This window comes from Haloferax prahovense (assembly GCF_000723845.1).
Taxonomy (GTDB): Archaea; Halobacteriota; Halobacteria; order Halobacteriales; family Haloferacaceae; genus Haloferax; species Haloferax prahovense.
Genome location: NZ_LK053000.1, coordinates 2,117,866 through 2,142,799, shown reverse-complemented (window position 1 = coordinate 2,142,799; position 24,934 = coordinate 2,117,866). Strand labels below are relative to the sequence as shown.

The window sequence follows — 24,934 nt, the reverse complement described above, 5'->3', positions numbered from 1 at the left end:
AACGTTCAAAATAAATGTGCGGGCTGGTACCGCGGCGCGAATCATTGTGAACAATTCGCACACCGAGCGACAATAGCCCACGACTCGGGCCGCGAGAGACTATATTACTACACAAACTATGCAGGAAAATACCTTATTCGTGGAGTTCGTAGCGCGCGTATGGCGCTTTCAGACTACACCGGGCGCTCGCCGACGGGGCGGGACGAGACCATCGTCCGCGTCGTCCCCCACCGACTGTGGCGTCCGGGCGACGAGCGAATCGAACCGTGTACCTACAGCGGCGAGGAGATTCGGCTCTCCGAGAAACACCTCCTCGCCGTGGTCGAACGAGACGGCGTCCGGGAACGGCTGTACTTCCGCGACGAGCCGTCGCTGTCGGCGTGGGTCGAAGAAAAGCCGCGATAGGACGGAGCCGACGGTGGTGGAGCCGGTGGTTACTCGCTTTCGACCTGCCGCTGAATCGACTCGACGATTTCGGGGTTCCGGAGCGTCGTCGTGTCACCGAGTTCCTCGCCGTTCGCGATTTCCTCGAGGAGGCGGCGCATGATCTTCCCGGACCGCGTCTTCGGCAGTTCGGGCGTGAACACGACCATCTCGGGGCGGGCGATGGGACCGATGGCGTCCTCGACGCCCTCGATGATGCGTTTTCGCATCTCGTCGTCTTCGTCCTGTCCCTCCTCGGTGATGACGTAGGCGTAGACGGCCTCGCCTTTCACCTCGTGATTGCCGCCGACGACCGCCGCCTCGGCGACGCCCTCGACGCCGACGATAGCCGACTCGATTTCCATCGTCCCGAGGCGGTGGCCCGAGACGTTGATGACGTCGTCAACGCGCCCGAGGATGGTTATGTAGTCGTCGCCGTCGATTTTCGCGCCGTCCTCGGGGAAGTAGACCCAGTCGTCGGGGTCGTCGCTGTCGGTGTCGGAGTACTCCTGCCAGTACTCCTGGATGAAGCGCTCGTCGTTCTTGTAGAGCGTCCGGAGCATCCCCGGCCACGGCTTGTTCACCGTGAGATAGCCCGCGCGTCCGGCGTCGACCTGCTTGCCGCTCGTGTCGACGATTTGGGCGTCGATGCCCGGGAGCGGCGGCCCGGCGGACCCGGGTTTCATCTTCTTGACGCCCGGCAGGGTCGTTATCATCATGCCGCCGGTCTCGGTCTGCCACCACGTGTCCACGACCGGGCAGTCCTCGTTGCCGATGTGCTTGTAGTACCACTTCCACGCCCGCGGATTGATGGGCTCACCGACTGTGCCGAGCAGGCGGAGGCTCGACAGGTCGTGCTGTTCGGGGAACCTGCTGCCCCATTTCATGAACGCGCGAATCGCCGTCGGCGCGGTGTAGAAGATGTCGACGGCGTACTTCTCGATGATGTCCCACAGGCGGTCGCGGTTGGGGAAGTCGGGCGTCCCCTCGTACATGACCGTCGTCGTCCCCAGCGCCAGCGGCCCGTAGACGATGTAGGAGTGGCCCGTAATCCAGCCGATGTCGGCCGAACACCAGTACGTGTCTTCCTTCTCGATGTCGAGGACGGTGTGGGAGGTCCACGCCGCGTACGCGAGGTAGCCGCCGGTGGTGTGCTTGACGCCCTTCGGCTGTCCCGTCGTCCCCGAGGTGTACATCAGGAACAGCATGTCTTCGGCGTCGCGCTCGACGGGGTCGACGCGCTCGCCGGCGTGCTCGTCGAGGAGGTCGTCCCAGTCGTGCTGGTTGCCCTTCAGGTCGTGGCCGAAGCCGTCGTCGCCGAGGCGGTCGACGACGACCGTGGCGTCGACGCCGTGGTCGACGCCGTCGAGGCCCTCGTTGGCCTTGTCGAGGTGGTCGAGCGGGTCGCCACGGCGGTAGTAGCCGTCGCAGGTGACGAGGAACTGGGAGTCCGCGGCGTTCATCCGCGTCGCCAGCGCGTCGGCGGAGAAGCCGCCGAAGACGACCGAGTGCGGCGCGCCGATGCGAGCGCAGGCCAGCATGGCGATGGGCAGTTCGGGAATCATCGGCATGTAGAGCGTGACCACGTCGTCCTCCTCGACGCCGAGGTCGCGCAGCGCCGCCGCGAACTCGTTCACCTCGCGATAGAGGTCCTGATAGGTGTAGGTCCGCGTCTCGCCGTGTTCACCCTCCCACTTGATGGCGACGCGGTTCTTGTCCCCGTTCTCGACGTGGCGGTCGACGCAGTTGTACGAGACGTTGAGCTTGCCGCCCGTGAACCACTTGTAGAACGGCGGGTTCGAGTCGTCCAGCACCTCGTCGTACTCTTCGTCCCAGTCGAGCATCTCGGCGGCCCCCTCCCAACACTCGGGCCAGTTCTCCTCGAACTCGTCGTAGACGGCCGGGTCGGAGACGTTCGCTTGCGCGACGAACTCCTCGGAGGGTTCGAACTCCTCTTGCTCGACCAGCCGTGCCTCCAGTTCGGTGTCACCGTCTGCCATAGTACGTGCTAACTACACCAATCCTCCATGATAAATCTATGTAGTCCAGCAGTCCGAGCGGGGACTCTCGCCGCGGGTGGTCACCGGTCCGTCGGTCGGTTACGCGAGCCGGCGGTGCGCGTTCCAGTCAGCGAACGTTCATGTCATCCCCAACGTTTCGGGCGGGCTCGCCGCGCCGGCGACGCTCACATCACGCCGATAGTCTCGCGGTAGGTGCCGTACTCTTCGGCGAACACACCCATGATTTCGCCCATCGTAACGTACTCCTTGGCGGCGTCGACGAGCACCGGCATGACGTTCCCGCCGTCGCGGACCGTCTCGCGGAGTTCGTCGAGGGCGGCTTCGACCGCCTCGTCGTCGCGGTCGTCCTTGACGGATTCGAGGCGCGAGAGCTGTCGGTCCTGCACCTCGTCTTCGACGTGCAGCAGGTCGGGACGGCTGTCGTCGTCGCTGGCGTACTTGTTGACGCCGACGACGACCTCCTCGCCGTCTTCGACCCGCGACTGGTACTCGTAGGACGCCTCGCTTATCTCGCGGTGGTAGTAGCCCTCGTCGATACCGGCGAGGACGCCGTCGCGGACCGAGCCGTCGCCCATCTCTCGAATCTCCTCGATGTAGGCCATCGCCTCGGCCTCGATTTCGTCGGTCAGCGTCTCCACGAAGAAGCTCCCGCCGAGGGGGTCGATGACGTCGGCCGCGCCCGACTCCTCGGCGATTATCTGCTGGGTCCGCAGGGCGACGGTGACGGCCTCCTCCGAGGGGAGCGCCAGCGCCTCGTCGAAGCTGTTCGTGTGGAGCGACTGCGTGCCGCCGAGGACGCCCGCGAGCGCCTGAATCGTGACGCGGACGATGTTGTTGAGCGGCTGTTGGGCCGTCAGCGACTGCCCCGCCGTCTGGGTGTGGAACTTCAACTGCTTCGAGCGCTCGTCTTCGGCGTCGTACCACTCCGACATCACGTCGTGGTAGATGCGACGGGCGGCGCGGAACTTCGCCACCTCCTCGAAGATGGAGTTGTGGGAGTTGAAGAAAAACGACAGCTGGGGGGCGAACTCGTCCACGTCGAGGCCGCGGTCCACCGCGTCTTCGACGTAGGCGAAGCCGTCGGCGAGCGTGAACGCGAGTTCCTGAATCGCCGTCGACCCGGCCTCGCGGATGTGGTAGCCCGACACCGAGATGGGTCGGATGCGCGGAGTCTCCTCGGCGGCGAACTCGACGGTGTCGGTGACGAGTTTGAGCGACGGTTCCGGCGGGATGACCCACTCCTTCTGCGCGATGAACTCCTTGAGCATGTCGTTCTGGAAGGTGCCGCCTATCTGCTCGCGGGGGACGCCGCGGTTGTCCGCGAGCGCGACGTACATGGCGAAGACGACCGGCGCGGAGGGGTTGATGGTAAAGGAGGTCGTGACCTCACCGATGTCGATGCCGTCGAACAGCACCTCCATGTCGCGGAGGGTGTCGACGGCGACACCCTCCTTTCCGACCTCACCGTCGGAAAGCGGGTCGTCGGAGTCCTTGCCCATGAGGGAGGGCATGTCGAACGCCGTCGAGAGCCCGGTCTGACCGTTCTCGATGAGGTAGTGGAAGCGCTCGTTGGTCTCTTTCGCCGTGCCGAAGCCGGCGAACTGCCGCATGGTCCACGTCCGCCCGCGGAACATCGTTGGGTACACCCCGCGCGTGTACGGGGACTCGCCGGGGAAGCCGAGGTCCGATTCGTAGTCGAGGTCGGCCACGTCGTCGGGGGTGTAGAGGTCCTCGACCTCGTGGTTCGAGACGGTGGCGAACCGGTCTTTGCGCTCGCCGCCCTTCTCCACGAAGGGGTTGCGGGTCTCCGATTCCCACTCGTCGCGCGCCTCGCGGATGGACGCCAAATCTTCCTCGTCGTACATGCTCGTGAATCCGTATGGACGATGATTAAGGATTCGGGTCGAAGTCGCCCCTTCGGTCGGTTCGCCCTCGACCGCGAGGCTTCGACGCACAGACCATCGCGCATATCACCCCCCGAAGACCTAGCCACCGGCATGTACGACCGCTCGACAGGCACGGGGACCCTCGATGCGGCGGCTCACCCCGCCGGGGCCCCCGCATCCGACGGGGTCGAGCGCTGACCGATGGCGCTCGTCACGCCCGAGACGACCCGCTGGGTCGCCGCCGCGACGGCGCTCGTCTTCGTCCTCGCGAGCGTCTCCTTCGTCGTCCCGGCCTCCGGGTCCGTCGCGCCGGTCCCCTTCGACGACACCGTCAAGACCGGCGGCACGTCGGTCGACGTTCGCACGGCCGAAGTCGAGGGCTTCGAAGTCCCGCTCGCACAGGTCCACTTCTCGCGGTACCGCTTCATCATCGGCTACTACGACGTGACCACGGCCGCCGCCGACGTGTCCACGTCCGAGAGCGCCCGCCAGTTCGGCGACCCCCTCGCGGTGTTCGTCACCGACTACGCGACGGTCTCGCCCGCACTCGACGACGACGGCTACCTCCGAACCGAACACAACCGCAACCCCGGCTGGACGAAAGCGTCCGAGGCGTCGTTCGTCGTGGACTCCGGCGCGCGAGTCCCCTCCGGGCCGATTGCCGTCCCGTTTTCCGACGCCGACGCGGCCCGCTCGTTCGCGGAGGCTCACGGCGGCACGGTCGTCGATTGGGCGACGCTCCGCGACCGCGCCGGCGACCCGCTTTCGTCACGGCTCGACGCCTTCGAGTCGTCGGTCGCCGCCCACCACGAGTGGGCGAACCAGACCACCGCTGCGAGTGATGCGCTGTTCGACAGGCCCGTCTCGACCGTCGTCGGCGAGGACGCGCCGACCGTCGAAGCCGCCGTCACGTCGGCCCCCGCGAACACGACCGTCTACGTCCCCGCGGGCACCTACTCGGTCGACGCGGTCGAACTGAACCGCTCGATTACGCTCCTCGGGGCCGGAGCCGAGACGCGACTCGTTGGCGACGGAAACGGGAGCGTCGTCCACCTCCGCGCCGAACGGAGCGCGGTCGGGAACCTCTCCGTGTCCGGCGTCGGCGAGGTTGGAACCCGCCGGGTCCGCGCCAGCAACGAGTCCGTCGACTGGGACACCCGGGTCGAACTCGCCTACGGCCGCGGCGACGCCGGGGTCGTCCTCGACGGCGCGAACGAGTCGGCCGTCCGCGGGGTCGAAATCGACACGCCAGCGAGCGGCATCATCGCCCGCGAGAGCGCCGACAGCGTCGTCGACGATGTGACCGTCCGCGGGGCCGACGAGCCCTCCGAGGGCTTCATGGGCGTCGTCCTCATCGGCGAGCGGTCGGTCGTGCAGGACTCGACGTTCATCGACGGCCGCGACGGCGTCTACACCCACCGCGCCGACGGGAGCGTCGTCCGCGACAACCGCATGGAAGACGGTCGCTACGGCGTCCACCAGATGTACACCTCGGACGCGCTCGTCGCCGACAACGTCGTCCGCGGGGACCGCATCGGCGTCGTCCTCATGACCCGGCCCGTCGGCAACCTCGTCGTCGGAAACGACGTGCGCGAGTCGGAGTTCGGGTTCATGCCCGCCGGGAGCGACACCTACGTCGCTGACAACGTCTTCGCCGGCAACGCCTACGGCATGGACGTGAGCGGCGACCGGCAGGTGTACGTCGGAAACGTCGTTGCCGGAAACGGGGTCGGCATCCGCGGGAGTTCGACGTTCCCGACGAACGTCGTCGTCCGAAACGACATCGTCGACAACGACGTGCGCGTCGAGTCGTCGCTCGGCCCGATGCGGACCTGGACCGCCGGCGGCGAGGGCAACTACTGGGGCGACCTCCCGCTCGAAGACGCCGACGGCGACGGGGTCTACGACCGAGCGTACCAACCCTCCGGGGCGGTCGACGCCGAACTCGGCCGCGAACCCGGCGCGCTCGCGCTCTCGGAGTCGCCCGCGGTGCGCGCGCTCCGCCGCGCCCGCGACGCGGTGTCTGGCCTCCGCGGGTCCGGCGTGGTCGACGCCGCGCCGCGGACCGAACCGGTCCGCCCCGAGACGCTCGCCGCCCTGAACGCGACGGAGGAGACCGATGACTGACCGCGACCGGACGAACCCGGCGACTGACGAAAGCGAGACAGACCCGACGGCCGATGGAACCACGACGCCACCGACGACCGACGGAGACACCACGATGCCGAATCCCGAACCAGCGACGACCGCCGAGACCGCTTCCGACGAATCGACGGGCGAGAGTGCCGCCGCCGACGCCGACGCCGCGACCGCCGAGAGCGGCCGACCGGCCATCGCCGCGACCGACCTCAGCCACGCCTTCGGCGACGTGCGCGTCCTCGACGGCGTCTCGCTGTCGGTCGCCCCCGGCGAAATCGTCGCGCTCGTCGGCCCCAACGGCTCGGGGAAGTCCACGCTCCTGCGGTTTCTCGCGCGGGTCCGCGCGCCCGACGAGGGAACGGTCACCATCGGAGCCAGTGACGGGCGCGCCCGCGTGGGCTACCTCCCGCAACAGCCCGGCTTCCGCGCCGGCTTCTCTGCGACCGACACGCTCGACTTCTACGCGCAGTTCGTGGACGACCCCGTGGACGTGGCCGACGCGTTGGAGCGAGTCGGCCTCGCGGGCGCCGCCGACCGCCGGGTCGACGCGCTCTCCGGCGGGATGACGCGGTTGCTCGGCCTCGGGCGGGCGCTCGTCGGCGACCCGGCCGTGGTCGTCCTCGACGAACCGGCCAGCGGCCTCGACCCCGGCATGGTCGAACGGCTGTTCGACATCGTCTCCGACCTCGCCGACGCGGGCGTCGCGGTCGTCCTCTCGTCGCACAACCTCGGCCCCGTCGAGCGGACCGCCGACCGCGTGGTCGTCCTCGACGGCGGGCGGTTCGTCGCCGACGGCGACCCGCGAGCGGTGGTCGAGTCGGTCGGCGCGGCCGACCTCCAGACCGCCTTCGGCGACCTCGTGGCGACCGAGGAGGTGACGGGGAGATGAGCGCCGACGGCCGAGACAGCCTCGGCGACCTGTTCGCCATCGCGGCCCGGGAGCTTCGAACGGTGGTCAGAACCCCGGCTGTCGTCGCGCTCTCGGTCGTCTTCGCGCTGACCGTCGTCGCGGTCGCGGCCGCGGGCTCCGGCGCGCGCGGCGGCTACGTCCCGCTCGTCCTCGACTTGGCCCCGTTCGTGGAGGCGCTCGTCCCGCTTCTCGCCGTCGCGCTCTGCTACCGGGCGGTGCTCTCGGACCGCGAGTCGGGCGAACTCGACGTGCTCAGGACGTTCGACGTGTCTCGCCCGGCCTACGTCGGCGGCGTCTACCTCGGCCGGGGGCTCGCGCTCGTGTTCGTCGTCTTCGGGTCGCTGCTCGCCGCGGGCGCGACCGTCCCCGTCCTCTCGCCGCCGGACCCGACGTTCCTCGCGCTGAACGAGGCCGCCGACTCGCCGGTCGCGTTCCTCCGGTTTTCGGTCCTCGCGGTCCTGTTCGCCCTCGCGGTCGCGGCCGTCGCGCTCGCCGTCTCGGCCGCCGCGCGGACCGCTCGGCAGGCAATCGCGCTCGCCGTCGGCCTGCTCGTCGCCTTCGTCGTCGGCGTCGACGCCGCCGCCGTCGCCGGACTGGCCTCGGGGAACCTCGGCATCGACGCGGTCCCGCTCGTGCTCGCGGCGAGCCCGAACGGCGCGTTTCGGTCGCTCGTTCTCGGCGTCGCCGTCGAGACCGGCGGTTCGACCTCGCCGGTCGCGGCGCTTACGGGCCTCGTCGGGTGGGTCGCCGTCGCGCTCGCGGTCGCGGTGCTGACGGCGTGGCGACCGGTAGAATAGTGCTGGGCAGTGCTGGACAGCGCTGGGCGGGCGAGCAGGCGGTCGAAGCGCCTACCCGAAGTTCTCGACCTTCGCCGCGTCGGCGTCACCGCCGGCCGCTTCGACCGCGTCGGTCGCGCGCTCGACGAAGTCGGCGAAGCCGTAGACGAACACCTGCTCGCCCTCGTCGCCGGTGAGCGCATCGGAGACGGCGTCGGCGAGGTCGGAGTCGTCGCCGGTGACGACGACGCTCGCGCCGTCGTCCCGGATCGCCGCGAGGCGTTCTTCGTGCGCTGGCGCGTCGTCGAGGTAGACCACGGCGGCCTCGTTGCCGTCGGCGACCGCGGCCTCGGCGATGCCGACCGCGGGGCCGACGCCGGGGCCGCCCGCGAGGACGACCACGCGCGACTCGCCGTCGTAGTAGCTCTGACCGAACGGCCCGGAGACCTCGACGTCGTCGCCGGCGACGAGCGAGTCGAGGTGCTGGCTGAACGGCCCGGCCTCCTCGGGGTCGATGCCGACGGTCACCTCGAACGTGTCGCCGACGCCGGGCGACGAGAGCGTGTAGAACCGCGCGTACGACTCGCCGTCGACCTCGGCGGAGAGCTTGACGAACTGGCCCGGTTCGGCCTCGAAGCCGTCGGGCGTCTCGAACTCGATGGCGACCGTTCCGGGGCCGACGTCGCGGACCGCGGCGACGGTGACGATTGCGTCCATGCGAGCGGCTTGGTCGCAGGCTCACAAGGGCCTTGCCTTCCCGGACGCGCGCGCCGGAGAGCAGGACAAACCGTCCCGGCCGTGCACATAGTGTGAACCGGAAAGAATTGCCACGAGAGGGCAAAACACACCTTGATTGGATGTTCGTCCAGTTATTCCCCGTATGTGCGGCCTCTTATTTCATATAACCATCTCAATCAGCGTCTCTAAAACTTGTTCGTTAAATTTCCATATGTTACCGGTACCGTCGTTTAACACCAATTTTCAGAAGGCTTTTGACCCGGCTATGGGTAGATTTCACTCAGCATGCCTGCGGACTTCAACTGGGCCATCGGCGGCGAGGCTGGCGATGGCATCGACTCCACGGGGAAGATTTTCGCTCAGGCGCTATCCCGGGCTGGACGCCACGTGTTCACCTCTAAGGACTTCGCTTCGCGAATCCGGGGCGGATACACCGCGTACAAGGTTCGGACTGCCATCGACCCCGTACAGAGCGTCGTCGACCGACTCGACGTGCTCATCGCACTCACACAACGAACAATCGACGAGAACCTCGACGAACTGCACGAGGGCTCCGTCATCATCTACGACGGCGACCGCTCGACGATGGCGGACGTCGAAATCCCCGAGGGAATGGTCGGGCTGGACATCCCCCTCAAGGCGCTCGCCGAGGAGGCGGGCGGCGCTATCATGCGCAACGTCGTCGCGCTCGGCGCGGCGTGCGCCGTCGCGGACTTCCCCATCGAGAACCTCGACAGCGCACTGCAGAAGCGCTTCGGCGGGAAGGGCGAGGCCATCGTCGAGAACAACAAGAAGGCGGCTCGCGCGGGCCTCGAATACGTCCACGACGAGTACGACCACGAGTTCGACTACGACCTCGAGACGACCGACGAGGACTACGTGCTCATCAACGGCGACCAAGCCATCGGCATGGGCGCCATCGCCGCCGGTTGCCGCTTCTACGCCGGCTACCCCATCACGCCCGCGACGGACGTGATGGAGTATCTCACCGGCCGTATCGAACGCTACGGCGGTCACGTCGTACAGGCGGAAGACGAACTCGCGGCCATCAACCTCGCGCTCGGTGCGGCACGCGCCGGCGCGCGGTCGATGACCGCGACGTCCGGTCCGGGTATCGACCTGATGACCGAGACGTTCGGTCTCGTCGCCACCTCGGAGACGCCGCTCGTCATCGTCGACGTGATGCGCTCGGGCCCCTCGACGGGGATGCCGACCAAGCAGGAACAGGGCGACCTCAACATGATGCTCTACGGCGGCCACGGCGAGATTCCGCGCTTCGTCGTCGCGCCGACGAGCATCGACGAGTGCTTCTGGAAGACCGTCGAAGCGTTCAACTTCGCCGAGAAGTATCAGGTTCCGGTCTACGTCGCGGCCGACCTCGCGATGGCGGTCACGGAACAGACGTTCTCCCCCGAGGCGTTCGACATGGACGAAGTCGAAATCGACCGCGGCAAGGTCGTCGACGACGACTCCATCGACGAGTGGCTCGACGAGGAAGGTCGCTTCCAGCCGCACGCGCTCACTGACGACGGCGTCAGCCCGCGCGCGTTCCCCGGCACGGAACAGGGCGCACACATGTCGACCGGTCTCGAACACGACGAACTCGGTCGGCGGACCGAAGACCGGTCGATGCGCGTCGAGCAGGTCGACAAGCGCGACCGGAAGGTCGAGACCGCAAAGGAGACCGAGGACTTCTCGCCGCGCGAGTTCGGTGACGCCGATTCCGACACGCTCATCCTCTCGTGGGGCTCCAACGAGGGCGCGCTCGTCGAGGCGCTCGACTTCCTCGAAGCGGACGGTATCGACGTTCGGTTCCTGTCGGTCCCGTACATGTTCCCGCGGCCGGACCTCACCGAGGAAATCGAGGCGGCAGACGAGGTCATCGTCGTCGAGTGTAACGCGACGGGGCAGTTCGCCAACGTCGTCGAGCACGACACATTGACCCGTGTCAAGCGCATTAACAAGTACGACGGCGTCCGCTTCAAGGCGGACGAACTCGCAGACGAAATCAAAGCCACCCTCGACGCAGAGGAGGTCTCAGCATGAGCTCAAACGTCCGCTTCACCGACTTCAAGTCAGACAAACAACCGACCTGGTGTCCCGGCTGTGGGGACTTCGGGACGATGAACGGCATCATGAAAGCCCTCGCCAACTCCGGCACCGACCCCGACAACACGTTCATGGTCGCCGGCATCGGCTGTTCCGGGAAAATCGGGACGTACATGCACTCGTACGCCATCCACGGCGTCCACGGGCGCTCGCTCCCGGTCGCCGCCGGCGTCAAGCTGGCGAACCCCGACCTGACCGTCGTCGCCGCCGGCGGCGACGGTGACGGCTACTCCATCGGTGCGGGCCACTTCATCCACGCCGTCCGCCGCAACGTGGACATGGCCTACACCGTCATGGACAACCGCATCTACGGCCTCACGAAGGGTCAGGCCTCGCCGACCTCGCGCGAGGACTTCGAGACCTCGACGACCCCCGAAGGACCGAAGCAGCCCCCGGTCAACCCGCTCGCGCTGTCGCTCGCGGCCGGCGGCACGTTCATCGCGCAGTCGTTCGCGACGGACCACAAGCGCCACGCGGAAATCGTCCAGGAGGCCATCGAGCACGACGGCTTCGGCTTCGTGAACGTGTTCAGTCCGTGTGTCACGTTCAACGACGTGGACACCTACGACTACTTCCGCGACAACCTCGTGGACCTCGCGGACACCGACCACGACCCGACCGACTACGACGCGGCCAAAGAGAAGATTCTCGACTCGTCGAAGGAGTACGAGGGCGTCATCTACAAGGACGAAAGCTCCGTCTCCTACGAGGAGAAGTTCGGCGTCGACCAGAACATGTCGGACATCCCGTCGGGCGCGCCCGACGACGCGATGGACCTCGTCCGCGAGTTCTACTAACGACTCCCGCCGAACTCGCGGTCGACGCCGCGCCGCTCGCTCATCGAACTTCGACCGTTCTTTCGACCGTCCCCGGATGCTCGACAGCGCCCGCGAGCGCCGCGACCGCCTCGGTCTCGTCCACGTCGGCCCCGTGGACCGCGAGAACGACCACCACGTCGCCGTCGTGTTCGACCGTCGCGAGGTGGAGTCTCACTTCGGCCGTCCCGCCCTCGTAGGCGACCGTCTCGCCGTCGACTGCGGTCTCGCCGGCTTCGACTTCGACCGTGCCAGCGTAGGTGACGAGTTCCGTCTCCGACCCGAGCATCGTGACGTTCCGTGCGCCGACCTCGCGGACGCCGTTGACCTCTGGGACGTTTCCGAGCGCCTGCGCGTCGGCCAGCAAGTCGAGACCGGCCGCGACAAGGTCGCGGTTGCCGAGGTTCGAAAGCGGGTTGACCGACTGGCCGGCGACTTCGGCGTTCGGCGACGAGACGACCACGAGGGCCGTGATATCGTCGTCGTCGGTCGTCTTCGAGTATCCGGACACCCAGACGTCCGCGCCGACGGAGCGAGAGGCGGGACCGACGCCGACGTCGTACGAAATCGGGACGACGGTGCTGTTGCCGTGGACGTAACCGTGTGCCTCGTAAGCCGACGCGGGAATCGTCGCGGGCTGGGCCGCGAACGTGGTCGAGCCGCCGAGTCCACCGAGGCATCCCGCGAGCGCGACGACGAGCGCGAGCGCGAGGGCTGTGCGTAGTTGAGGCATGCTACCTAGAGGCGCTCTGAGAGTATGACAGTCTCGCCGCCGCGAAAAAGACCGATTCGGACCGCTCCCGAAAGATTTCCGTCGACCGCTGGTTACTCTACCGACTCGACGTGGAGTCGGTAGCGCGTCCCGCAATCGAGACACCGGGCGTCGTCGGATTCGATGAGTTCCGTCACCAACACCTCGCCGAACTCGCAGTTCGGACACTCGTAGACGAGCGAGTCACCCGCGATGCGGTGTGCGAACGCGTTCGTGTTCTCTTCTGTCAACGGCTCTGATGCGGACGACATTCCTGATCACCGTTCAGATATGCTACCACATGTCACATAAACTATCCGCCGCCAAGCGTCGAGCGGCGTCGGGAGGCATCGGGGAGCGAACATCTGAGACCCCGTGTGACACACTCTCGGGCCATGGGAGCCGGAAATTCGCCCGCCCTTTCGGAACGCCTTTTCAACTCGCGGCCCACGGTCCGACCATGACGGAGAACGCCGCTTCAGCAGACGATGCACCGCGGGCGAACGGGATGCCGATGCTCGGGCTCGGGACGTGGCAAAACACGAACGCCGACGAGTGTCGCAACGCGGTGCAGACGGCGCTGGAGATGGGCTACCGCCACATCGACACCGCCCAAGCGTACGAGAACGAAGCGGAGGTCGGCGAGGGCATCGCTGCCGCCGACGTCGACCGCGACGAGGTGTTCCTCGCGACGAAGGTGTGGGCCGACAAGCTGTCCCACGACGACGTCATCGAAAGCACGGAAGAGAGCCTCGAAAAGCTCGGCGTAGACTACGTCGACCTCCTGTACGTCCACTGGCCGTCCCGCGAGTACGACGCCAAAGAGACTCTCGCGGCGTTCGACGAACTCGTCGAACGCGGGCTGACAAAGCGCGTCGGCATCTCCAACTTCGAGCCCGAACAGGTCCGCGAGGCCGTCGAACTGTCCGAGTCGGGCGCCTTCGCCAACCAAATCGAGATGCACCCGCTCCTCCAGCAGGAAGAGCTCCGCGAGGTCTGCGCCGAGGAGGACATCGAAATCGTCGCGTACTCGCCGCTCGCCCGCGGGAACGTTTTCGACGTCGACGTGCTGTCCGACATCGCCGAGAAGCACGACGCGAGCGAGGCGCAGGTGTCCTTGGCGTGGCTCCGCGAGAAAGGCGTCACCGCGATTCCGAAGGCGACGAGCGAGGGCCACATCCGCGACAACTGGGAGTCGCTCGCGCTCGACCTCGACGACGAAGACGTGGCCGCCATCGACGCCATCCAGACCGAAGAGCGCTGCATCGACCCCGACTTCGCGCCCTGGTAAGCGACTGAACCCGCGTTTTTCCGGTTCGCCTCTCGATTCGCCGTCGGAAGACGCAACGGATTTGTCGAACGGGTCCCGACAGAATCGCATGGAGTTCGACCTCCCCAAGACAGTCGCGTTGCTCGTCGCGCTCGTCGTCGTCGGAACCGCGGCCCTCGTCGGGATGGGCGTCATGGCCACGAGTACCGTACTGATGATGGTGACGCCCGCGATGCTCGTCTTCGGGGCCGTCTGTCTCGCCATCGGCGTCAAGCACGGCGAGTACCGAGCGGCGAACTAACGGCGCGGAACGAAGCGAAAAAGCGGCACGGAAGACCGCAACTCTCGTTTTCTCACGGCGTGTCGACCACGTCTTCGAGCGCGTCGTCCGAGACGCTCGCCGAGATGCGGACGCCCACGACGCTCACGACGATGCCGGCGACGATGAACATCGCCAGCCGCTGGACCGGCGTGAGCGCGAGTCGCCCGAGCAGTTCGAGGTTCGGCAACTCCCCCTGTCGTTCGAGGAGGAAACCGGCGAACCCGCGGACGACCAGCCCGATGGCGACGACGCCGAACGGGAGGTTCATGTACGACGTGGAGACGCGCTCGCTCCCGATGAGTTCGTCCAAGAGACGGCCCGCGCTCGCGGTTAGCGCGGCGAGCGCCAGCCACGGGACGCTGTGGTAGACGAACAGGAGCGACGGGACGAGCACCTCCTCGCTCCCGCCGACGCCCGGCGTCCGGATGGCGAGCGCGCCGAGGAACAGCCCGACGATGGCCAGCCCCGCGGCGACCGCGTAAGTGACGACCGACACCTGTCCGGAGTAGAGGGCGTCGCGAATCTGGTCGGGTGCGTCCGAGAGGAACTCGTCGATAGCGAGCCCCTTGTAGAGGAGCACCGCGCCCATGAGGGCGGCGAGCCCGGCCATCGCGACCGCGGGAGTGAACTGGACGAGAAGCAGCGGGACGAGGAGCAGTCCGACCCCGAGCGGGACGAGTATCGTCGAGCGAAGCTCCTCGTCGCCGAGGAACTGCTTGAGCAGGTAGTACGTCGACTCGATGTCGTGGGCCTGTCGGACCACCACGCGGTCGACCGCGTCGACCCGGAACCGGCTCTCGACGACGGGGACGAGTCGCTCGTCTTCCGCGCTGTCGATGACGACGACCGCGGACTCGACGTCGAACTGCTCGGCGAGGTCGTCGAGCTGTCGTGCGACGGCGCGGTCGGCCCCGACGGGGCTGTCGCTCGTCCCCGAGATAACCGCGATTTCGGCGTCTTCGCGCTCGTCTCTGAGTTCGCGCGTCGTCCGCAACGCCGCGAGAAGGCAGTTGACGCTCGAATCCTCGGGGTCGGCGAGCCCCACGTCGGTGACGAGCGACCGGACCGCTTCCCAGCCGACAACGGGCGTCGAGAGCCCGGTCTTGCGGCCGATGTCGTTCGCCCGGTCGACACAGAGGACGAGCGTTGTCACGTCGAAGACGAACGCGGGCGCGGGCTAAAAAGCCTCCCAGTCGTCAGAACCGAAACGAAAAGCCGTCGTCCGGTTCGACCGACGAGGCGACCCCCGCACCGAAGGCGTACGCCGCCCCCTCGACACCGCCGCGGAGCCGGTCGGTGAGGCCGACCTCGGGGGTGAACTCCCGCACCGAGACCTCGTCGCGGCCGAGGAGTTCGGCGAGTCGGGCCTCCACGTCGTCGCGGGTGCCCAGCGAGTCGACCAGCCCGAGTTCGTGGGCCTCCTCGCCGAGGTAGACGCGGGCCTCAGTATCGCGGACGACCTGCGGGTCCATGTCGCGCCCTTCGGCCACGCGCTCGACGAAGTCGTCGTAGTAGTCGTCGATGAGCCCCTGGAGGTACTCGCGTTCGTCCTCGGTCGGCTCCTTGAGGGCCATCCCCGCGTCCTTGTACTTCCCCGCGGCGAACCGCTCGTAGGAGAGGCCGACCTTGTCGGCCAACTCCGAGGCGTTGACCGACGAGCCGATGACACCGATGGAGCCGACGACGCTCACGTCGTGGGACCACAGTTCGTCACAGCCGCTGGCGATCCAGTAGCCGCCCGAGGCGCAGGTGTCCGTGGCGTACGCGACCGTCGGGCCGTCGAAGTCGGCGGCCGCCCGGCGGATGTCGTCGCTCGGCAGCACCTCGCCGCCGGGCGTGTTCAGTTTGACGAGGAGCGCGTCGACGTTCTCGTCGTCGGCCGCGGCGTCGATCTGTTCGACGATGTCGTCGGCGGGCGTGCCGCCGCCGCGACCCGGAACGGGGCCCCCGCCGCCGTCGCGGGAAATCGGCCCCTCGACGGCGACCTCGGCTACGTCGTAGTCGGGGAAGGCCGAGGCGGCGAGCCTGCCGCCGACGCGGAGCGCGGCGACGACGGTTCCGATGACCAAGAGGAGCCCCGCGAGGTCCGCGAGCGTGTCGGGGACGCGGTAGAACAGGACCCAGCCGACCGCCGCCGCGACGACGGCGAGGACGACCACGATAGTCAGCCGGTAGATGCGCGTGAAGCTGTCGGTCACGGTGAATCACTCATGGCTGTCGCTGGGGCTTCGAACGGGATAAAAATGATACGTCGCAAGCGCGACGAAGAGAGAGAAAGTGACCGGGGTTTAGAGCAGACCGGACTTCTGAAGCTTCATCAGGTCCTCGGTCTCGAGGGTCTCGCCTTCCTTGAACTTCTGGTAGATCTCCTCGGCCTCGGCCTTGGCGGCTTCGCGCTCCTCGGCGCGGGAGTCCTTGCGCTGGCGCTCTTCCTTCTTGTCCAGCTCGCGGAGGCGCTTCTGGACGCGGACGAAGTCCTCGTGGTGACGGTCGGCCGCTTCCTGGGCTTCGACGAAGAGCTCGTGCATCTCGTCGGCCTTGTCGCGGATGTCGTCGGCCTCGCGGTAGGCCTCGATCATCTGGTTGTGGTGTTCCTGGGCGTCGTCGGCCAGCTCTGTCACCTTCTGGTGGTGCTGGGACGCCTCGGAGCGGACCTCTTCTGCCTCTTCGATGAGCGCTTCGAGGTCACCGCTCTCTTCGACCTTGTCCTTTTTTTGGCGAAGTTCTTCGCGCTTGTTCTCGATCTTCTCGATGAGCTCGCGCTCGTCTTCGGTCGAGAGGACTTCGGTCTGCTGGCGGAACTCGAGTTGCTCGATCTCCTCTTTGAGCTCGTCGATGTCCTTGCCGTCGTCGAGCTCGAGGTCGCTTTTCATTTCGTCGACCTCGTCGAACAGCTCGTTGGCTTTCGCGTTGAGCTCGTTGCGGCTCTGCTTGTGTTCCTGCACCTGCGAGTTCATCTCGTCGCGCTTCTCGCGGTGCTTCTGGGCTTCGTCGACCTTCTCGCGAGTCTTCGCGTTGAGGTCGTCGCGCTTGGATGCGCGCTCAGAAGCCATCTGGTTTAGTTCATTGCGGCGGTCACGGAGTTGACCGGCGAGTTTGATGAGTTCGCCTTTCGAGCCGCTCTCGAGCTTTTCGTCTGGGAGATCGATGTTTCGTGCCTCGTCGAGTTCCTGCACGTCGAACTCGCTAAGTACTTCCTGCTTCGTTACCATGCGTAATCAATCCTCGATACCATCACCACTCCGTGCGTGGCGGCTGCTCGTGGGAGTGCGACCGACCGTGGATAAGAATTCCCGATCATTCTGCGTGCGATGCCGCCGGAACGCCGGAGGCGCTCAGGTACATACACATACAGGCGACCAGTTAATAAATACTTCGGTGGAAATTCGGGTGAAAACAGTTACCACACCGCTCGTATCGACCGTATTCACCATGTCAGTGTTTGCCATGGACGTATATAAATGGGATGCGAACCGTGGGGGCTAAACCGAGTCGGGTCGGATGCCACGCCATGAGAGAAGTCATCCGCGCACGCGGCCACGAGCACGTGTGCGCCGAGCACGCGAGCACGTTCGAGGTGACGACAGACGACTGGCTCACCCCCGCGGGCGACTGCATCATCGGCGTCGAGGCCGACCGCACCCCCGCCGACTTCGACCCGTCGTTCGTCGAGGCCTGTCAGTCCCACGACGCCACTATCGACGTGCGCGTCCGCGTGGACGCAGACGGCGACACCTACGAGCAGGCGGTCCGCGCCCGCGGACACCCGGACCTCTCCTTCGAGGGCGACCGCAGCGTCGTCTTCCGCACGAGCGACTACGTGGACGACCGGACGGGCGCGGTCGGCGCGGCCCACGCCGCCGCGGGCTTCGACCGCGACCTCGTCTCGGCGCTCGCCGACGGCGCGGAACTGACGGTCACCATCGAAGTCGAATAGCCCCGCGCAGACGGCGGACCAACGCGAGCCGACCGACGGAATGCGCTTTTCACCGCGCGGTCGTAACCTCCGGGCATGCCCGAAGAACCCTCCGAGAACATCAGCGGCGGCACGAGCGGCGGCGGTCGAGAGACGGCGGTCGACCCCGCCGATCCCGAGACCGCGACGCGCGCCGAGGTCGTCGTTGACCGACTCGGCGAGCGCTACTGGCGGAAGGCCTACGGCGGGCAGGGCGGCTTCGAGTGCCTCGTCCGGACGATTCTGAGTCAGAACACGAGCGACAAGGCGAGCCAACCCGCCCACGACGAACTCATGGCGCAGTACGGCGGCGGCGACCTCGCCGAGTCGCTGGCGGCGGCCGACCGCGAGGGCATCGTCGAGGCCATCCGCTCGGGCGGGCTCTACAACCAGAAGTCGAAGCTCATCCAAGGCGTCGCCGAGGACGTGCTGGCCGACTTCGGGAGCGAGGCCGATTTCGACCGCTACGTCCGCGAGGAAGTGCCCGCGACGGTCCGCGACCGACTCCTGGAGATGAAGGGCGTCGGCCCGAAGACCGCCGACTGCGTCCTCCTCTTTGCGGGCGGCCGCGGCGGCGTCTTCCCGGTTGACACCCACGTCCACCGCATCGCTCGGCGAATCGGACTCGCGCCGGCTGACGCCGACCACGAAGGCGTTCGCGCGGCGCTCGAACGCGACATCCCCGACGAGAAATGCGGCTTCGGCCACACCGCGATGATTCAGTTCGGTCGCGAGTTCTGCACGGCCCGAAAGCCCGCGTGTCTCGACGGACCGGAGGCGTGCCCGATGGCCGACGTGTGCGACATGGTCGGCGTCGACGCGGCGGCGCAGGCCGTCACCGACCCCGCGGCCGCGGACGACTGACTAACAGGACTTCGTTTTGAGTCCGCTCACCGGCGAGCCGTCGTCCTCGTAGCTCGATTCGATACCCGAACCGGCGAACATCGGGAGGTTCATCGAGTAGTCGTAGACGACGCTGAATCGCGAGAAGGGGTTCGAGAGGAACGCCGACGCGGGGCCGACGCCGTCGAACGCGACGCCCGCCCGGAGTTGGACGATGGAGTCGTTGCCGACGGAGCCGCTGGCTTCCATCCCGAAGCCGCCCTCGCCGCCGAGGTTCTCGAAGACCGAGAGGAAGACGACGAGGTCGATGCCCGCGCCCTCGCCGCCGATGTCGAACTGGTGGCCCTCGCCGGGGAAACACGGCGAGGTCGGGCCGGTCGCGGCGGCGACCGGGGCGGTCGCAACGGTGAGAATCACGGCGAGCGTCAAGGACGCGCGGGTCGCGGCGTTCATACCGTCGCCTCCGGCGCGCTGGTAATTAAGGATACGTCGCGATTCTCAGGGGTGATACCACGAGTCGGCGAAAAACGAGACGAGAGACGGGGGTCGCGGCGGGGCGCGGACCCGGCGATTACTCCTCGCCGTCGAGCTGTCTGATGAGTTCGTCGAGGACGGCGTCCGCGCTGGCGAGGTTGGTCGCCAGCGGCGTCTGATGCACGTCGCAGATGCGGAGCAGCGCGGTGATGTCCGGCTCGTGGGGCTGGGCGGTCAGCGGGTCGCGAAGGAAGATGACGCCGTCGCAGGTCTCGCTGGCAATCTCCGCGCCGATCTGCATGTCGCCGCCGAGCGGCCCGGACTGCTTGCGCTCGATGTCGAGGCCCGTGGCGTCGATGAGTCGCTGCCCGGTCGTCCCCGTCGCCATGAGTTCGAAGCGTTCGAGGTCGGCCTGTCGCTCCTCGGCGAACGAGATGAGGTCCGGCTTCTTCTCGTCGTGAGCAATAAGTGCGAGACGCATGGCAAACACTCGTTCGAGCGTCGTGATTAATCTTCGCCCGGAAGCCGTCCGTGAGAAATCGTCGCGCGGCGGCGATTGATACGTCGACGCGGGTCGCCGTGGACGAGAGTCGTTACTTGAAGCGGAACGTCTCGAGGTTCTTCGGCGCGAACGTCCGCATGTTGTAGTCGTGGTAGAGCGCCGACGAGAGGTCCTGCACGGAGCGCTCGTCGCCGTGGACGCACAGCACCTTCTCCGGGCGCGGGTTCATCGTCTTGACGAAGTTCTCGAGGCCCTGCCGGTCGGCGTGACCGGAGAAGCCGTCGACGGTCTCGACGTCCATCTCGAGTTTCAGCGTGTCAGACCGGCCCATGCCGTCGCGGCCGTTGACCGGAATTTCGTCCCAGCCGTTCTGGATGCGGCGACCGAGCGTTCCCTGCGCCTGGTAACCGACGAAGACCAGCCGGGACTTCGGGTCGGGACCGACGTGGCGGAGCCACGACATGATGGGGCCGCCGGTGACCATCCCGGAGGTCGAGAGGATGATGGCCTGGTCGCCGTCGGCGACGTCCTGTCGCTCCTCTTCGCCGCCGTCGATGTGGTTGAACTCCTCGGCGAGGAACGGGTTTTCGTCTTCGTGGAAGATGCGGTCGCGGAGGTCGTCGCGGAGGTACTCGGGGTAGGTCGTGTGGATGGCCGTCGCCTCCCAGATCATCCCGTCGAGGTGGACGGGCATCTCCGGAATCTTGCCGGAGCGCATCGCCTCTTCGAGGACGAGCATGATCTCTTGGGAGCGACCGACGGCGAACGCCGGGATGACGACCTTGCCGCCGCGGTCGTACGTCTCGTTTATGACCTCGATGAGGCGCTTTTCGGAGTCCTGCTGGTCGGTCTGGTAGTCGTTGCGGCCGCCGTAGGTCGATTCGAGGACGAGCGTCTCCACGCGCGGGAAGTCGTTGACCGCGCCGTTGAACAGGCGGGTGTCCTCGTAGTGGATGTCGCCGGAGAACGCGACGTTGTAGAGGCCGTCGCCGATGTGGAAGTGCGAGACTGCGGAGCCGAGGATGTGGCCCGCGTTGTGGAACGTGAGCTTCACGTCGGGCGCGATGTCGGTCACGTCGCCGTACTCCAGCGGGATGGTGTGCTTGATGGCCTCGCGGACCATCTCGGACTCGTACGGCGGGGTGCGACCTTCCTTCGAGGCGACGTCGAGGTAGTCGAGCGTGAGCAAGCCCATGAGGTCGCGGGTCGGCTCGGTCGTGTAGATGGGACCGTCGTAGCCGTACTTGAACAGAAGCGGGACGAGCGCCGAGTGGTCGAGGTGGGCGTGGGTGAGAACGACCGCGTCGAGCGAGTTCGCGCCCGACCCGAGCGCCTCGGGGACCTGCAGATACGGCACGTCGTCGGAGCCGGGCTTGTCGCCGCAGTCGACGAGGATGCGGGTCTCGGGCGTCGAGACGAGGAATGACGCGCGACCGACCTCGCGGCAGCAGCCGAGGGTCGTGATTCGGACCCACTCGTCGTCCGAGAGCTGTTCGCGGTGAATCTGCCGACCGGTCCGTTCGAGGATGCGGCGACGGTCCTCGCGTTCCTGTTTCAGGAAGTTGCGGACGTTCGAGACCGTCGAGGACTCGATGGGCGGGGTGCGGACGACTTCGGGCGTCCAGCCGACTTTCTGTGTAATCTCGCGGAGCGTCGAGCCGTGGCGACCGATGACCATGCCCGGTTTCTCGGCCTCGATAACGACTTCGCCGGTGTCGATGTGGAAGTCGAGGTCGGTGACGCCGGCCTCCTCGGGGATGACGCTCAGAATCTTGGGTTCGGCCTCCCGGGGGTCGGACAGCACGTCCGGGTCCGGGCGAACCGTGATTCGCTTTCGGAGCTTACTCGCGAGTTTCCGGATGAGGTCGCCGTTCTGAGCGAACTTCTTCGGGTCGCGCGTGTAGACGACGAGTTCGGGACCCTCGTACTTGACGTCGGAAACCGAGATGTCGCGGGGGAGTTCGTTCGTAATCTCTGCCTTCAAATTCTCGAGTTGTTTATCTACGGAGCTCATAGTTACGAGCGACCCGTCCGGTCCTGCGCCGGCAGGTCTCGGGAACCCCTACCTCAGGAGCGTCGACACGAGACGGTCCACGTGTACGAGTGCCAGTCTCGGCCAACTGCGGAGAGAGCATAGTGAACTGAATACGGTGGTATCTCGACTGCGGGAAGAGGCAGGGAAAACCCGCTTACCCGACAGTACCATGTCGCCAGTATAAAACCCTTCGCAAAGTCGAAGCGTCTCGGGGCCGACCGACGACCATGGAACTCACACCGGCGGCCGTCTCGGCGGAACACGATTGGGTTCGAGAGCGCGCGGACGTGGTCGTCCCGCTCATCAACGAGACGCGGAGCCGACTCGGCGAGCAGTTCGGCACGCGCGTCGGCGAGGTCGACGACGCGGCCTACTTCGACGCGGTCGACGCGGTGTTCGCCGACGGCGAGGTCGGCGTCAACGTCGCGGCCTACGTGCGCATCCTCAAACAGTTGGACGTGCAGGACGACTATCCCGGGTTCGTCGTGGACGAGGTGCTCGGCCGCGAACTCGCGGCGACCATCGCCGGCGGCGAACCGCTGCGACTGCTCGCGCAGGCGACGTTCCACTTCGCGGACGTGGCCGTCCACACCGACGGTCCCGCCGGACGCGACGACCTCGATGCCGCGCTCGCCGCGGGGTTTCAGACCCGCCTGCCGGGGTGGTCGTGGCGCGAGGGCGACTCACCGTTCGACAGCCGGCGCTGACGACGGGACGGCGTCGCCGGAAAAAACCGTGTTCGGACCGCTTACCACTCGATTCGGACGCGCTCCGACGACTGCTCGGACTCGCGTTCGGCCTGCGAATCGAGGTCGCTGAGACGTCCGCGGAACGCACCGATGCACTCCTCGCACGCGGTCACGTGCGCGAGAACGCCGTCTTCGTACTCCGCCATGACCGCCCGCGGGGTCCGCCGCGTCGGTCGCTCCGGCCCCATCCGGCCGATGCCGCGCACCTCGGGGTCGCCTAACCCCGCCAAGCGCTCGCCGCGCGTCGCCGCCCACCGCGCGTACGACGCGAGTCGGTCGCGGGTGCGGCGCTCGCGCGGACTCAACCTCCCAGAGAGGTCCACGAACCGGTCCCACGTCTCGACCGTGTACTCCGAGACGAGACCGCGTTCGACGACATCGTCCAGTCGCTCGATAACCGGTGTGAACTCCGCGCGTCGCCCGCTCGGAACCCACAGTTCGATTCGGACCGCCTCCTCCCGAGGAGTCGGCCGCTCGTCGCTCACAATTGTGTCCATTGTTAGCACGCCAACCACCACGTTCTGGTAGGACACCCGACGATATGTATCTATGCGTCCGCCGGAGTCGCCGACGGTCGTCGGCGAGAGACGGTCCGCGTGGCGGGGCGGCGCGCCGGCACCTTCGGGGCGTTTAAGGGTTCGCTGCGGCTACCGATGGGCAATGAGCGACGAGCAGGAACTCGGAATCACCGAGTCGAAGCAGTACAGCACCGGCGAGTGGTACGCCGAGGTCGTCCAGAAGGCGGGCCTCGCGAACTACGGCCCGGAGGGGATGAGCGGCTTCATCGTGACCCGCCCGCGCGGCTACGCGCTGTGGGAGGCCATCCAGAACTACCTCGACGGCGAGTTCAAGAAGACGGGCGTCCAGAACGCGTACTTCCCGCTGTTTATCCCCGAGAGCTATCTCGAACGCGAGAAGGACATCGTCGAGGGCTTCGACCCCGAGGTCGCGTGGGTCACCCACGGCGGCCACGAGGAACTCGAAGAGCGCCTCGCCGTCCGCCCGACCTCCGAGTCCATCATCGCGCCCTACATGGCCCGGTGGGTCCGTAGCCACCGCGACCTCCCGCTCCGCGTGAACCAGTGGGCCTCCGTCGTGCGCTGGGAGGCCACGGAGACGAAGCCGTTCTTCCGCACCAAAGAGTTCCTCTGGCAGGAGGGCCACACGGCCCACGAGACCCGCGACGGCGCGTGGGACGAGACGATGACTCGCCTCTCGCAGTACCGGTCGCTCTACGAGGACGTGCTCGCCATCCCCGTGCTCCGCGGCGCGAAGCCGGAACACGACAAGTTCCCCGGCGCGGACACGACGACGACCGTCGAGGCGCTCATGCCCGACGGCAAGTCCGTGCAGGCCGGCACCTCCCACTACCTCGGCACCTCCTTCGCCGAGGCGTTCGACCTCACCTACACGACCGAAGACGAGGACGAAGAGCCCGCCCACACGACCTCGTGGGGCCTGTCGTGGCGCTCGCTCGGCGCGCTCATCATGACGCACTCCGACGACCAGGGCCTCGTCCTGCCGCCGACCATCGCACCCGAGCAGGTCGTCATCGTCCCCATCTGGCAGGCCGACACGCAGGAGAAGGTCCTCGAGTACGCCGAGGACATCGCCGACGAGCTCGAAGACGCCGGCGTCCGCGTCGAACTCGACGCCCGCGACGAGCGCAACCCCGGGTTCAAGTTCAACGAGTGGGAGCTCAAGGGCGTCCCCGTCCGCTTCGAAATCGGCCCGAACGAGGTCGACGACGACGTCGTCACCGCCGTCCACCGCCCCGACGGCGAGTCGGTCGAACTCGACCGCGAGAACATCGCCGAGGCCGTCCAAGAGCAGTTCGACGAGGTGTACGCGAAGCTCTACGCCGCCGCCGAGGAGAACCTCGAAGAGAACGTCCGCGAGGCGACCGCTCGCAACGAGATTCTCGGCACCATCGGCCAGCACGGCGGCTACGTGAAAGCGCCGTGGTGCGGTGACGAGGCCTGCGAGGACGAGATTAAAGATCAGATCGCCGCCGAAATCGTCATGGTTCCCCTGAACGACGAAGACGCGGAGATTCACGACGGCGAGGACTGTGCGGTCTGCGGTGACGACGCCGAAGAGACCGCGTACTTCGCGAAGTCCTACTGAGCCGCCCGCCGCGCCGTTCTACACGATTGTTCATATTTTTCGTCGTGCGTCGAATCATCATTAGTCGACATACTATGTATGGATACATC

Annotated in this window: 24 protein-coding genes; 12 read left to right on the top strand and 12 right to left on the bottom strand. The window is 66.9% G+C overall.

All coding sequences use genetic code 11. The features are described 5' to 3' along the window. The first annotated feature begins 159 nt into the window (after positions 1 to 159). Positions 160 to 405 carry a hypothetical protein gene (locus BN984_RS10775; RefSeq protein ID WP_004972531.1) on the top strand — a complete coding sequence of 82 codons (246 nt, stop codon included), beginning with the start codon at positions 160 to 162 and terminating at the stop codon, positions 403 to 405. 29 nt (positions 406 to 434) lie between these two features. On the opposite strand, the gene acs is transcribed toward BN984_RS10775, so the two are convergent. Both acs and BN984_RS10765 read right to left on the bottom strand, forming a co-directional pair. Then, a complete protein-coding gene (acs, locus tag BN984_RS10770; protein ID WP_049968204.1) occupies positions 435 to 2,423 on the bottom strand; it encodes an acetate--CoA ligase in 1,989 nt (662 codons plus the stop codon). Positions 2,424 to 2,608: 185 nt separating this feature from the next. Further along, positions 2,609 to 4,309 (bottom strand): acyl-CoA mutase large subunit family protein, encoded by a 1,701-nt coding sequence (locus BN984_RS10765; protein ID WP_049968203.1) that lies wholly within the window; start codon positions 4,307 to 4,309, stop codon positions 2,609 to 2,611. Positions 4,310 to 4,531: 222 nt separating this feature from the next. On the opposite strand from BN984_RS10765, the gene BN984_RS10760 reads away from it, so the two are divergent. The 3 genes from BN984_RS10760 to BN984_RS10750 all read left to right on the top strand — a co-directional run bounded on the left by BN984_RS10760 (position 4,532) and on the right by BN984_RS10750 (position 8,176). After that, the gene (locus BN984_RS10760) at positions 4,532 to 6,457 is read left to right on the top strand and encodes a NosD domain-containing protein (RefSeq protein ID WP_049968202.1); all 1,926 of its coding nucleotides are present in this window, start codon (positions 4,532 to 4,534) and stop codon (positions 6,455 to 6,457) included. Between the two features lie 94 nt (positions 6,458 to 6,551). Further along, complete coding sequence (locus tag BN984_RS10755; RefSeq protein WP_081909232.1) at positions 6,552 to 7,358, top strand: ABC transporter ATP-binding protein; 807 nt, start codon at positions 6,552 to 6,554, stop codon at positions 7,356 to 7,358. Continuing rightward, entirely contained in the window at positions 7,355 to 8,176 is an 822-nt protein-coding gene (locus BN984_RS10750; protein WP_008092393.1) for an ABC transporter permease, read from the top strand. Before BN984_RS10755 ends, BN984_RS10750 begins: the two co-directional genes overlap by 4 nt. 51 nt (positions 8,177 to 8,227) lie before the next feature. Here the strand turns inward: BN984_RS10750 and BN984_RS10745 are convergent, their stop codons facing one another. Then, positions 8,228 to 8,872 carry an FAD-dependent oxidoreductase gene (locus BN984_RS10745; RefSeq protein WP_049968199.1) on the bottom strand — a complete coding sequence of 215 codons (645 nt, stop codon included), beginning with the start codon at positions 8,870 to 8,872 and terminating at the stop codon, positions 8,228 to 8,230. A 306-nt stretch (positions 8,873 to 9,178) separates the two neighbouring features. Here BN984_RS10745 and BN984_RS10740 point away from each other — a divergent pair, with 306 nt between their 5' ends. Together BN984_RS10740 and BN984_RS10735 are read left to right on the top strand one after the other, a co-directional pair. Next, positions 9,179 to 10,939: a 2-oxoacid:acceptor oxidoreductase subunit alpha gene (locus BN984_RS10740; RefSeq protein WP_008092391.1), complete on the top strand. Its 1,761-nt coding sequence runs from the start codon at positions 9,179 to 9,181 to the stop codon at positions 10,937 to 10,939. Next, a complete protein-coding gene (locus tag BN984_RS10735; RefSeq protein ID WP_004972539.1) occupies positions 10,936 to 11,799 on the top strand; it encodes a 2-oxoacid:ferredoxin oxidoreductase subunit beta in 864 nt (287 codons plus the stop codon). The genes BN984_RS10740 and BN984_RS10735 overlap by 4 nt, the downstream gene beginning before the upstream one ends. Before the next feature lie 40 nt (positions 11,800 to 11,839). Here BN984_RS10735 and BN984_RS10730 read toward each other — a convergent pair whose 3' ends face one another. Then, positions 11,840 to 12,550 carry a DUF6517 family protein gene (locus BN984_RS10730; protein WP_049968198.1) on the bottom strand — a complete coding sequence of 237 codons (711 nt, stop codon included), beginning with the start codon at positions 12,548 to 12,550 and terminating at the stop codon, positions 11,840 to 11,842. Positions 12,551 to 12,642: 92 nt separating this feature from the next. Further along, the gene (locus BN984_RS10725) at positions 12,643 to 12,840 is read right to left on the bottom strand and encodes a hypothetical protein (RefSeq protein WP_049904942.1); all 198 of its coding nucleotides are present in this window, start codon (positions 12,838 to 12,840) and stop codon (positions 12,643 to 12,645) included. 236 nt (positions 12,841 to 13,076) lie between these two features. Here BN984_RS10725 and BN984_RS10720 point away from each other — a divergent pair, with 236 nt between their 5' ends. Together BN984_RS10720 and BN984_RS10715 are read left to right on the top strand one after the other, a co-directional pair. After that, positions 13,077 to 13,859: an aldo/keto reductase gene (locus BN984_RS10720; RefSeq protein WP_049968607.1), complete on the top strand. Its 783-nt coding sequence runs from the start codon at positions 13,077 to 13,079 to the stop codon at positions 13,857 to 13,859. Between the two features lie 88 nt (positions 13,860 to 13,947). Next, a complete protein-coding gene (locus tag BN984_RS10715; RefSeq protein ID WP_004972543.1) occupies positions 13,948 to 14,139 on the top strand; it encodes a DUF7333 family protein in 192 nt (63 codons plus the stop codon). 52 nt (positions 14,140 to 14,191) lie between these two features. Here the strand turns inward: BN984_RS10715 and BN984_RS10710 are convergent, their stop codons facing one another. The 3 genes from BN984_RS10710 to BN984_RS10700 form a co-directional block, all read right to left on the bottom strand. Further along, positions 14,192 to 15,313, bottom strand: coding sequence for a DUF373 family protein (locus tag BN984_RS10710; protein ID WP_049968197.1), 1,122 nt, complete (start codon positions 15,311 to 15,313; stop codon positions 14,192 to 14,194). Between the two features lie 43 nt (positions 15,314 to 15,356). Further along, the gene (gene sppA / locus BN984_RS10705) at positions 15,357 to 16,358 is read right to left on the bottom strand and encodes a signal peptide peptidase SppA (protein WP_049968196.1); all 1,002 of its coding nucleotides are present in this window, start codon (positions 16,356 to 16,358) and stop codon (positions 15,357 to 15,359) included. A gap of 90 nt (positions 16,359 to 16,448) precedes the next feature. After that, positions 16,449 to 17,372, bottom strand: coding sequence for a coiled-coil protein (locus BN984_RS10700; RefSeq protein WP_008092382.1), 924 nt, complete (start codon positions 17,370 to 17,372; stop codon positions 16,449 to 16,451). 299 nt (positions 17,373 to 17,671) lie between these two features. Between BN984_RS10700 and BN984_RS10695 the strand changes: the two genes are divergently transcribed. Both BN984_RS10695 and BN984_RS10690 read left to right on the top strand, forming a co-directional pair. Continuing rightward, on the top strand, positions 17,672 to 18,097 hold the full coding sequence (locus BN984_RS10695) for a DUF371 domain-containing protein (RefSeq protein ID WP_049968195.1): 426 nt from the start codon (positions 17,672 to 17,674) through the stop codon (positions 18,095 to 18,097). Positions 18,098 to 18,172: 75 nt separating this feature from the next. Beyond that, positions 18,173 to 18,979 (top strand): endonuclease III domain-containing protein, encoded by an 807-nt coding sequence (locus BN984_RS10690; RefSeq protein ID WP_008092378.1) that lies wholly within the window; start codon positions 18,173 to 18,175, stop codon positions 18,977 to 18,979. On the opposite strand, the gene BN984_RS10685 is transcribed toward BN984_RS10690, so the two are convergent. The 3 genes from BN984_RS10685 to BN984_RS10675 form a co-directional block, all read right to left on the bottom strand. Continuing rightward, entirely contained in the window at positions 18,980 to 19,411 is a 432-nt protein-coding gene (locus BN984_RS10685; protein WP_049968194.1) for a DUF7332 family protein, read from the bottom strand. It lies immediately after the preceding gene. Positions 19,412 to 19,529: 118 nt separating this feature from the next. Continuing rightward, on the bottom strand, positions 19,530 to 19,913 hold the full coding sequence (locus tag BN984_RS10680; RefSeq protein ID WP_004972550.1) for a methylglyoxal synthase: 384 nt from the start codon (positions 19,911 to 19,913) through the stop codon (positions 19,530 to 19,532). Positions 19,914 to 20,025: 112 nt separating this feature from the next. Continuing rightward, positions 20,026 to 21,948 carry a beta-CASP ribonuclease aCPSF1 gene (locus BN984_RS10675; RefSeq protein ID WP_049968193.1) on the bottom strand — a complete coding sequence of 641 codons (1,923 nt, stop codon included), beginning with the start codon at positions 21,946 to 21,948 and terminating at the stop codon, positions 20,026 to 20,028. A gap of 248 nt (positions 21,949 to 22,196) precedes the next feature. Between BN984_RS10675 and BN984_RS10670 the strand changes: the two genes are divergently transcribed. Continuing rightward, entirely contained in the window at positions 22,197 to 22,676 is a 480-nt protein-coding gene (locus BN984_RS10670; protein ID WP_008092370.1) for a hypothetical protein, read from the top strand. Positions 22,677 to 22,717: 41 nt separating this feature from the next. Here BN984_RS10670 and BN984_RS10665 read toward each other — a convergent pair whose 3' ends face one another. Beyond that, a complete protein-coding gene (locus BN984_RS10665) occupies positions 22,718 to 23,215 on the bottom strand; it encodes an HTH domain-containing protein (RefSeq protein ID WP_049968192.1) in 498 nt (165 codons plus the stop codon). A 163-nt stretch (positions 23,216 to 23,378) separates the two neighbouring features. Here BN984_RS10665 and proS point away from each other — a divergent pair, with 163 nt between their 5' ends. Then, positions 23,379 to 24,845 carry a proline--tRNA ligase gene (gene proS / locus BN984_RS10660; RefSeq protein WP_049968191.1) on the top strand — a complete coding sequence of 489 codons (1,467 nt, stop codon included), beginning with the start codon at positions 23,379 to 23,381 and terminating at the stop codon, positions 24,843 to 24,845. The last annotated feature ends 89 nt before the right edge of the window (positions 24,846 to 24,934 follow it).

What these genes read in the sequence shown, in the direction of transcription:
- BN984_RS10760 (WP_049968202.1), top strand. Translation starts at nt 4,532, where the DNA reads ATGGCGCTCGTCACGCCCGAGACGACCCGCTGGGTCGCCGCCGCGACG.
- BN984_RS10715 (WP_004972543.1), top strand. Translation starts at nt 13,948, where the DNA reads ATGGAGTTCGACCTCCCCAAGACAGTCGCGTTGCTCGTCGCGCTCGTC.
- BN984_RS10755 (WP_081909232.1), top strand. Translation starts at nt 6,552, where the DNA reads ATGCCGAATCCCGAACCAGCGACGACCGCCGAGACCGCTTCCGACGAA.
- BN984_RS10765 (WP_049968203.1), bottom strand. Translation starts at nt 4,309, where the DNA reads ATGTACGACGAGGAAGATTTGGCGTCCATCCGCGAGGCGCGCGACGAG.
- BN984_RS10680 (WP_004972550.1), bottom strand. Translation starts at nt 19,913, where the DNA reads ATGCGTCTCGCACTTATTGCTCACGACGAGAAGAAGCCGGACCTCATC.
- BN984_RS10670 (WP_008092370.1), top strand. Translation starts at nt 22,197, where the DNA reads ATGGAACTCACACCGGCGGCCGTCTCGGCGGAACACGATTGGGTTCGA.
- BN984_RS10750 (WP_008092393.1), top strand. Translation starts at nt 7,355, where the DNA reads ATGAGCGCCGACGGCCGAGACAGCCTCGGCGACCTGTTCGCCATCGCG.
- BN984_RS10730 (WP_049968198.1), bottom strand. Translation starts at nt 12,550, where the DNA reads ATGCCTCAACTACGCACAGCCCTCGCGCTCGCGCTCGTCGTCGCGCTC.
- BN984_RS10735 (WP_004972539.1), top strand. Translation starts at nt 10,936, where the DNA reads ATGAGCTCAAACGTCCGCTTCACCGACTTCAAGTCAGACAAACAACCG.
- acs (WP_049968204.1), bottom strand. Translation starts at nt 2,423, where the DNA reads ATGGCAGACGGTGACACCGAACTGGAGGCACGGCTGGTCGAGCAAGAG.
- BN984_RS10685 (WP_049968194.1), bottom strand. Translation starts at nt 19,411, where the DNA reads ATGAACGCCGCGACCCGCGCGTCCTTGACGCTCGCCGTGATTCTCACC.
- BN984_RS10695 (WP_049968195.1), top strand. Translation starts at nt 17,672, where the DNA reads ATGAGAGAAGTCATCCGCGCACGCGGCCACGAGCACGTGTGCGCCGAG.
- BN984_RS10725 (WP_049904942.1), bottom strand. Translation starts at nt 12,840, where the DNA reads ATGTCGTCCGCATCAGAGCCGTTGACAGAAGAGAACACGAACGCGTTC.
- BN984_RS10745 (WP_049968199.1), bottom strand. Translation starts at nt 8,872, where the DNA reads ATGGACGCAATCGTCACCGTCGCCGCGGTCCGCGACGTCGGCCCCGGA.
- BN984_RS10675 (WP_049968193.1), bottom strand. Translation starts at nt 21,948, where the DNA reads ATGAGCTCCGTAGATAAACAACTCGAGAATTTGAAGGCAGAGATTACG.
- BN984_RS10665 (WP_049968192.1), bottom strand. Translation starts at nt 23,215, where the DNA reads ATGGACACAATTGTGAGCGACGAGCGGCCGACTCCTCGGGAGGAGGCG.
- BN984_RS10700 (WP_008092382.1), bottom strand. Translation starts at nt 17,372, where the DNA reads ATGGTAACGAAGCAGGAAGTACTTAGCGAGTTCGACGTGCAGGAACTC.
- BN984_RS10720 (WP_049968607.1), top strand. Translation starts at nt 13,077, where the DNA reads ATGCCGATGCTCGGGCTCGGGACGTGGCAAAACACGAACGCCGACGAG.
- BN984_RS10775 (WP_004972531.1), top strand. Translation starts at nt 160, where the DNA reads ATGGCGCTTTCAGACTACACCGGGCGCTCGCCGACGGGGCGGGACGAG.
- BN984_RS10740 (WP_008092391.1), top strand. Translation starts at nt 9,179, where the DNA reads ATGCCTGCGGACTTCAACTGGGCCATCGGCGGCGAGGCTGGCGATGGC.
- BN984_RS10690 (WP_008092378.1), top strand. Translation starts at nt 18,173, where the DNA reads ATGCCCGAAGAACCCTCCGAGAACATCAGCGGCGGCACGAGCGGCGGC.
- proS (WP_049968191.1), top strand. Translation starts at nt 23,379, where the DNA reads ATGAGCGACGAGCAGGAACTCGGAATCACCGAGTCGAAGCAGTACAGC.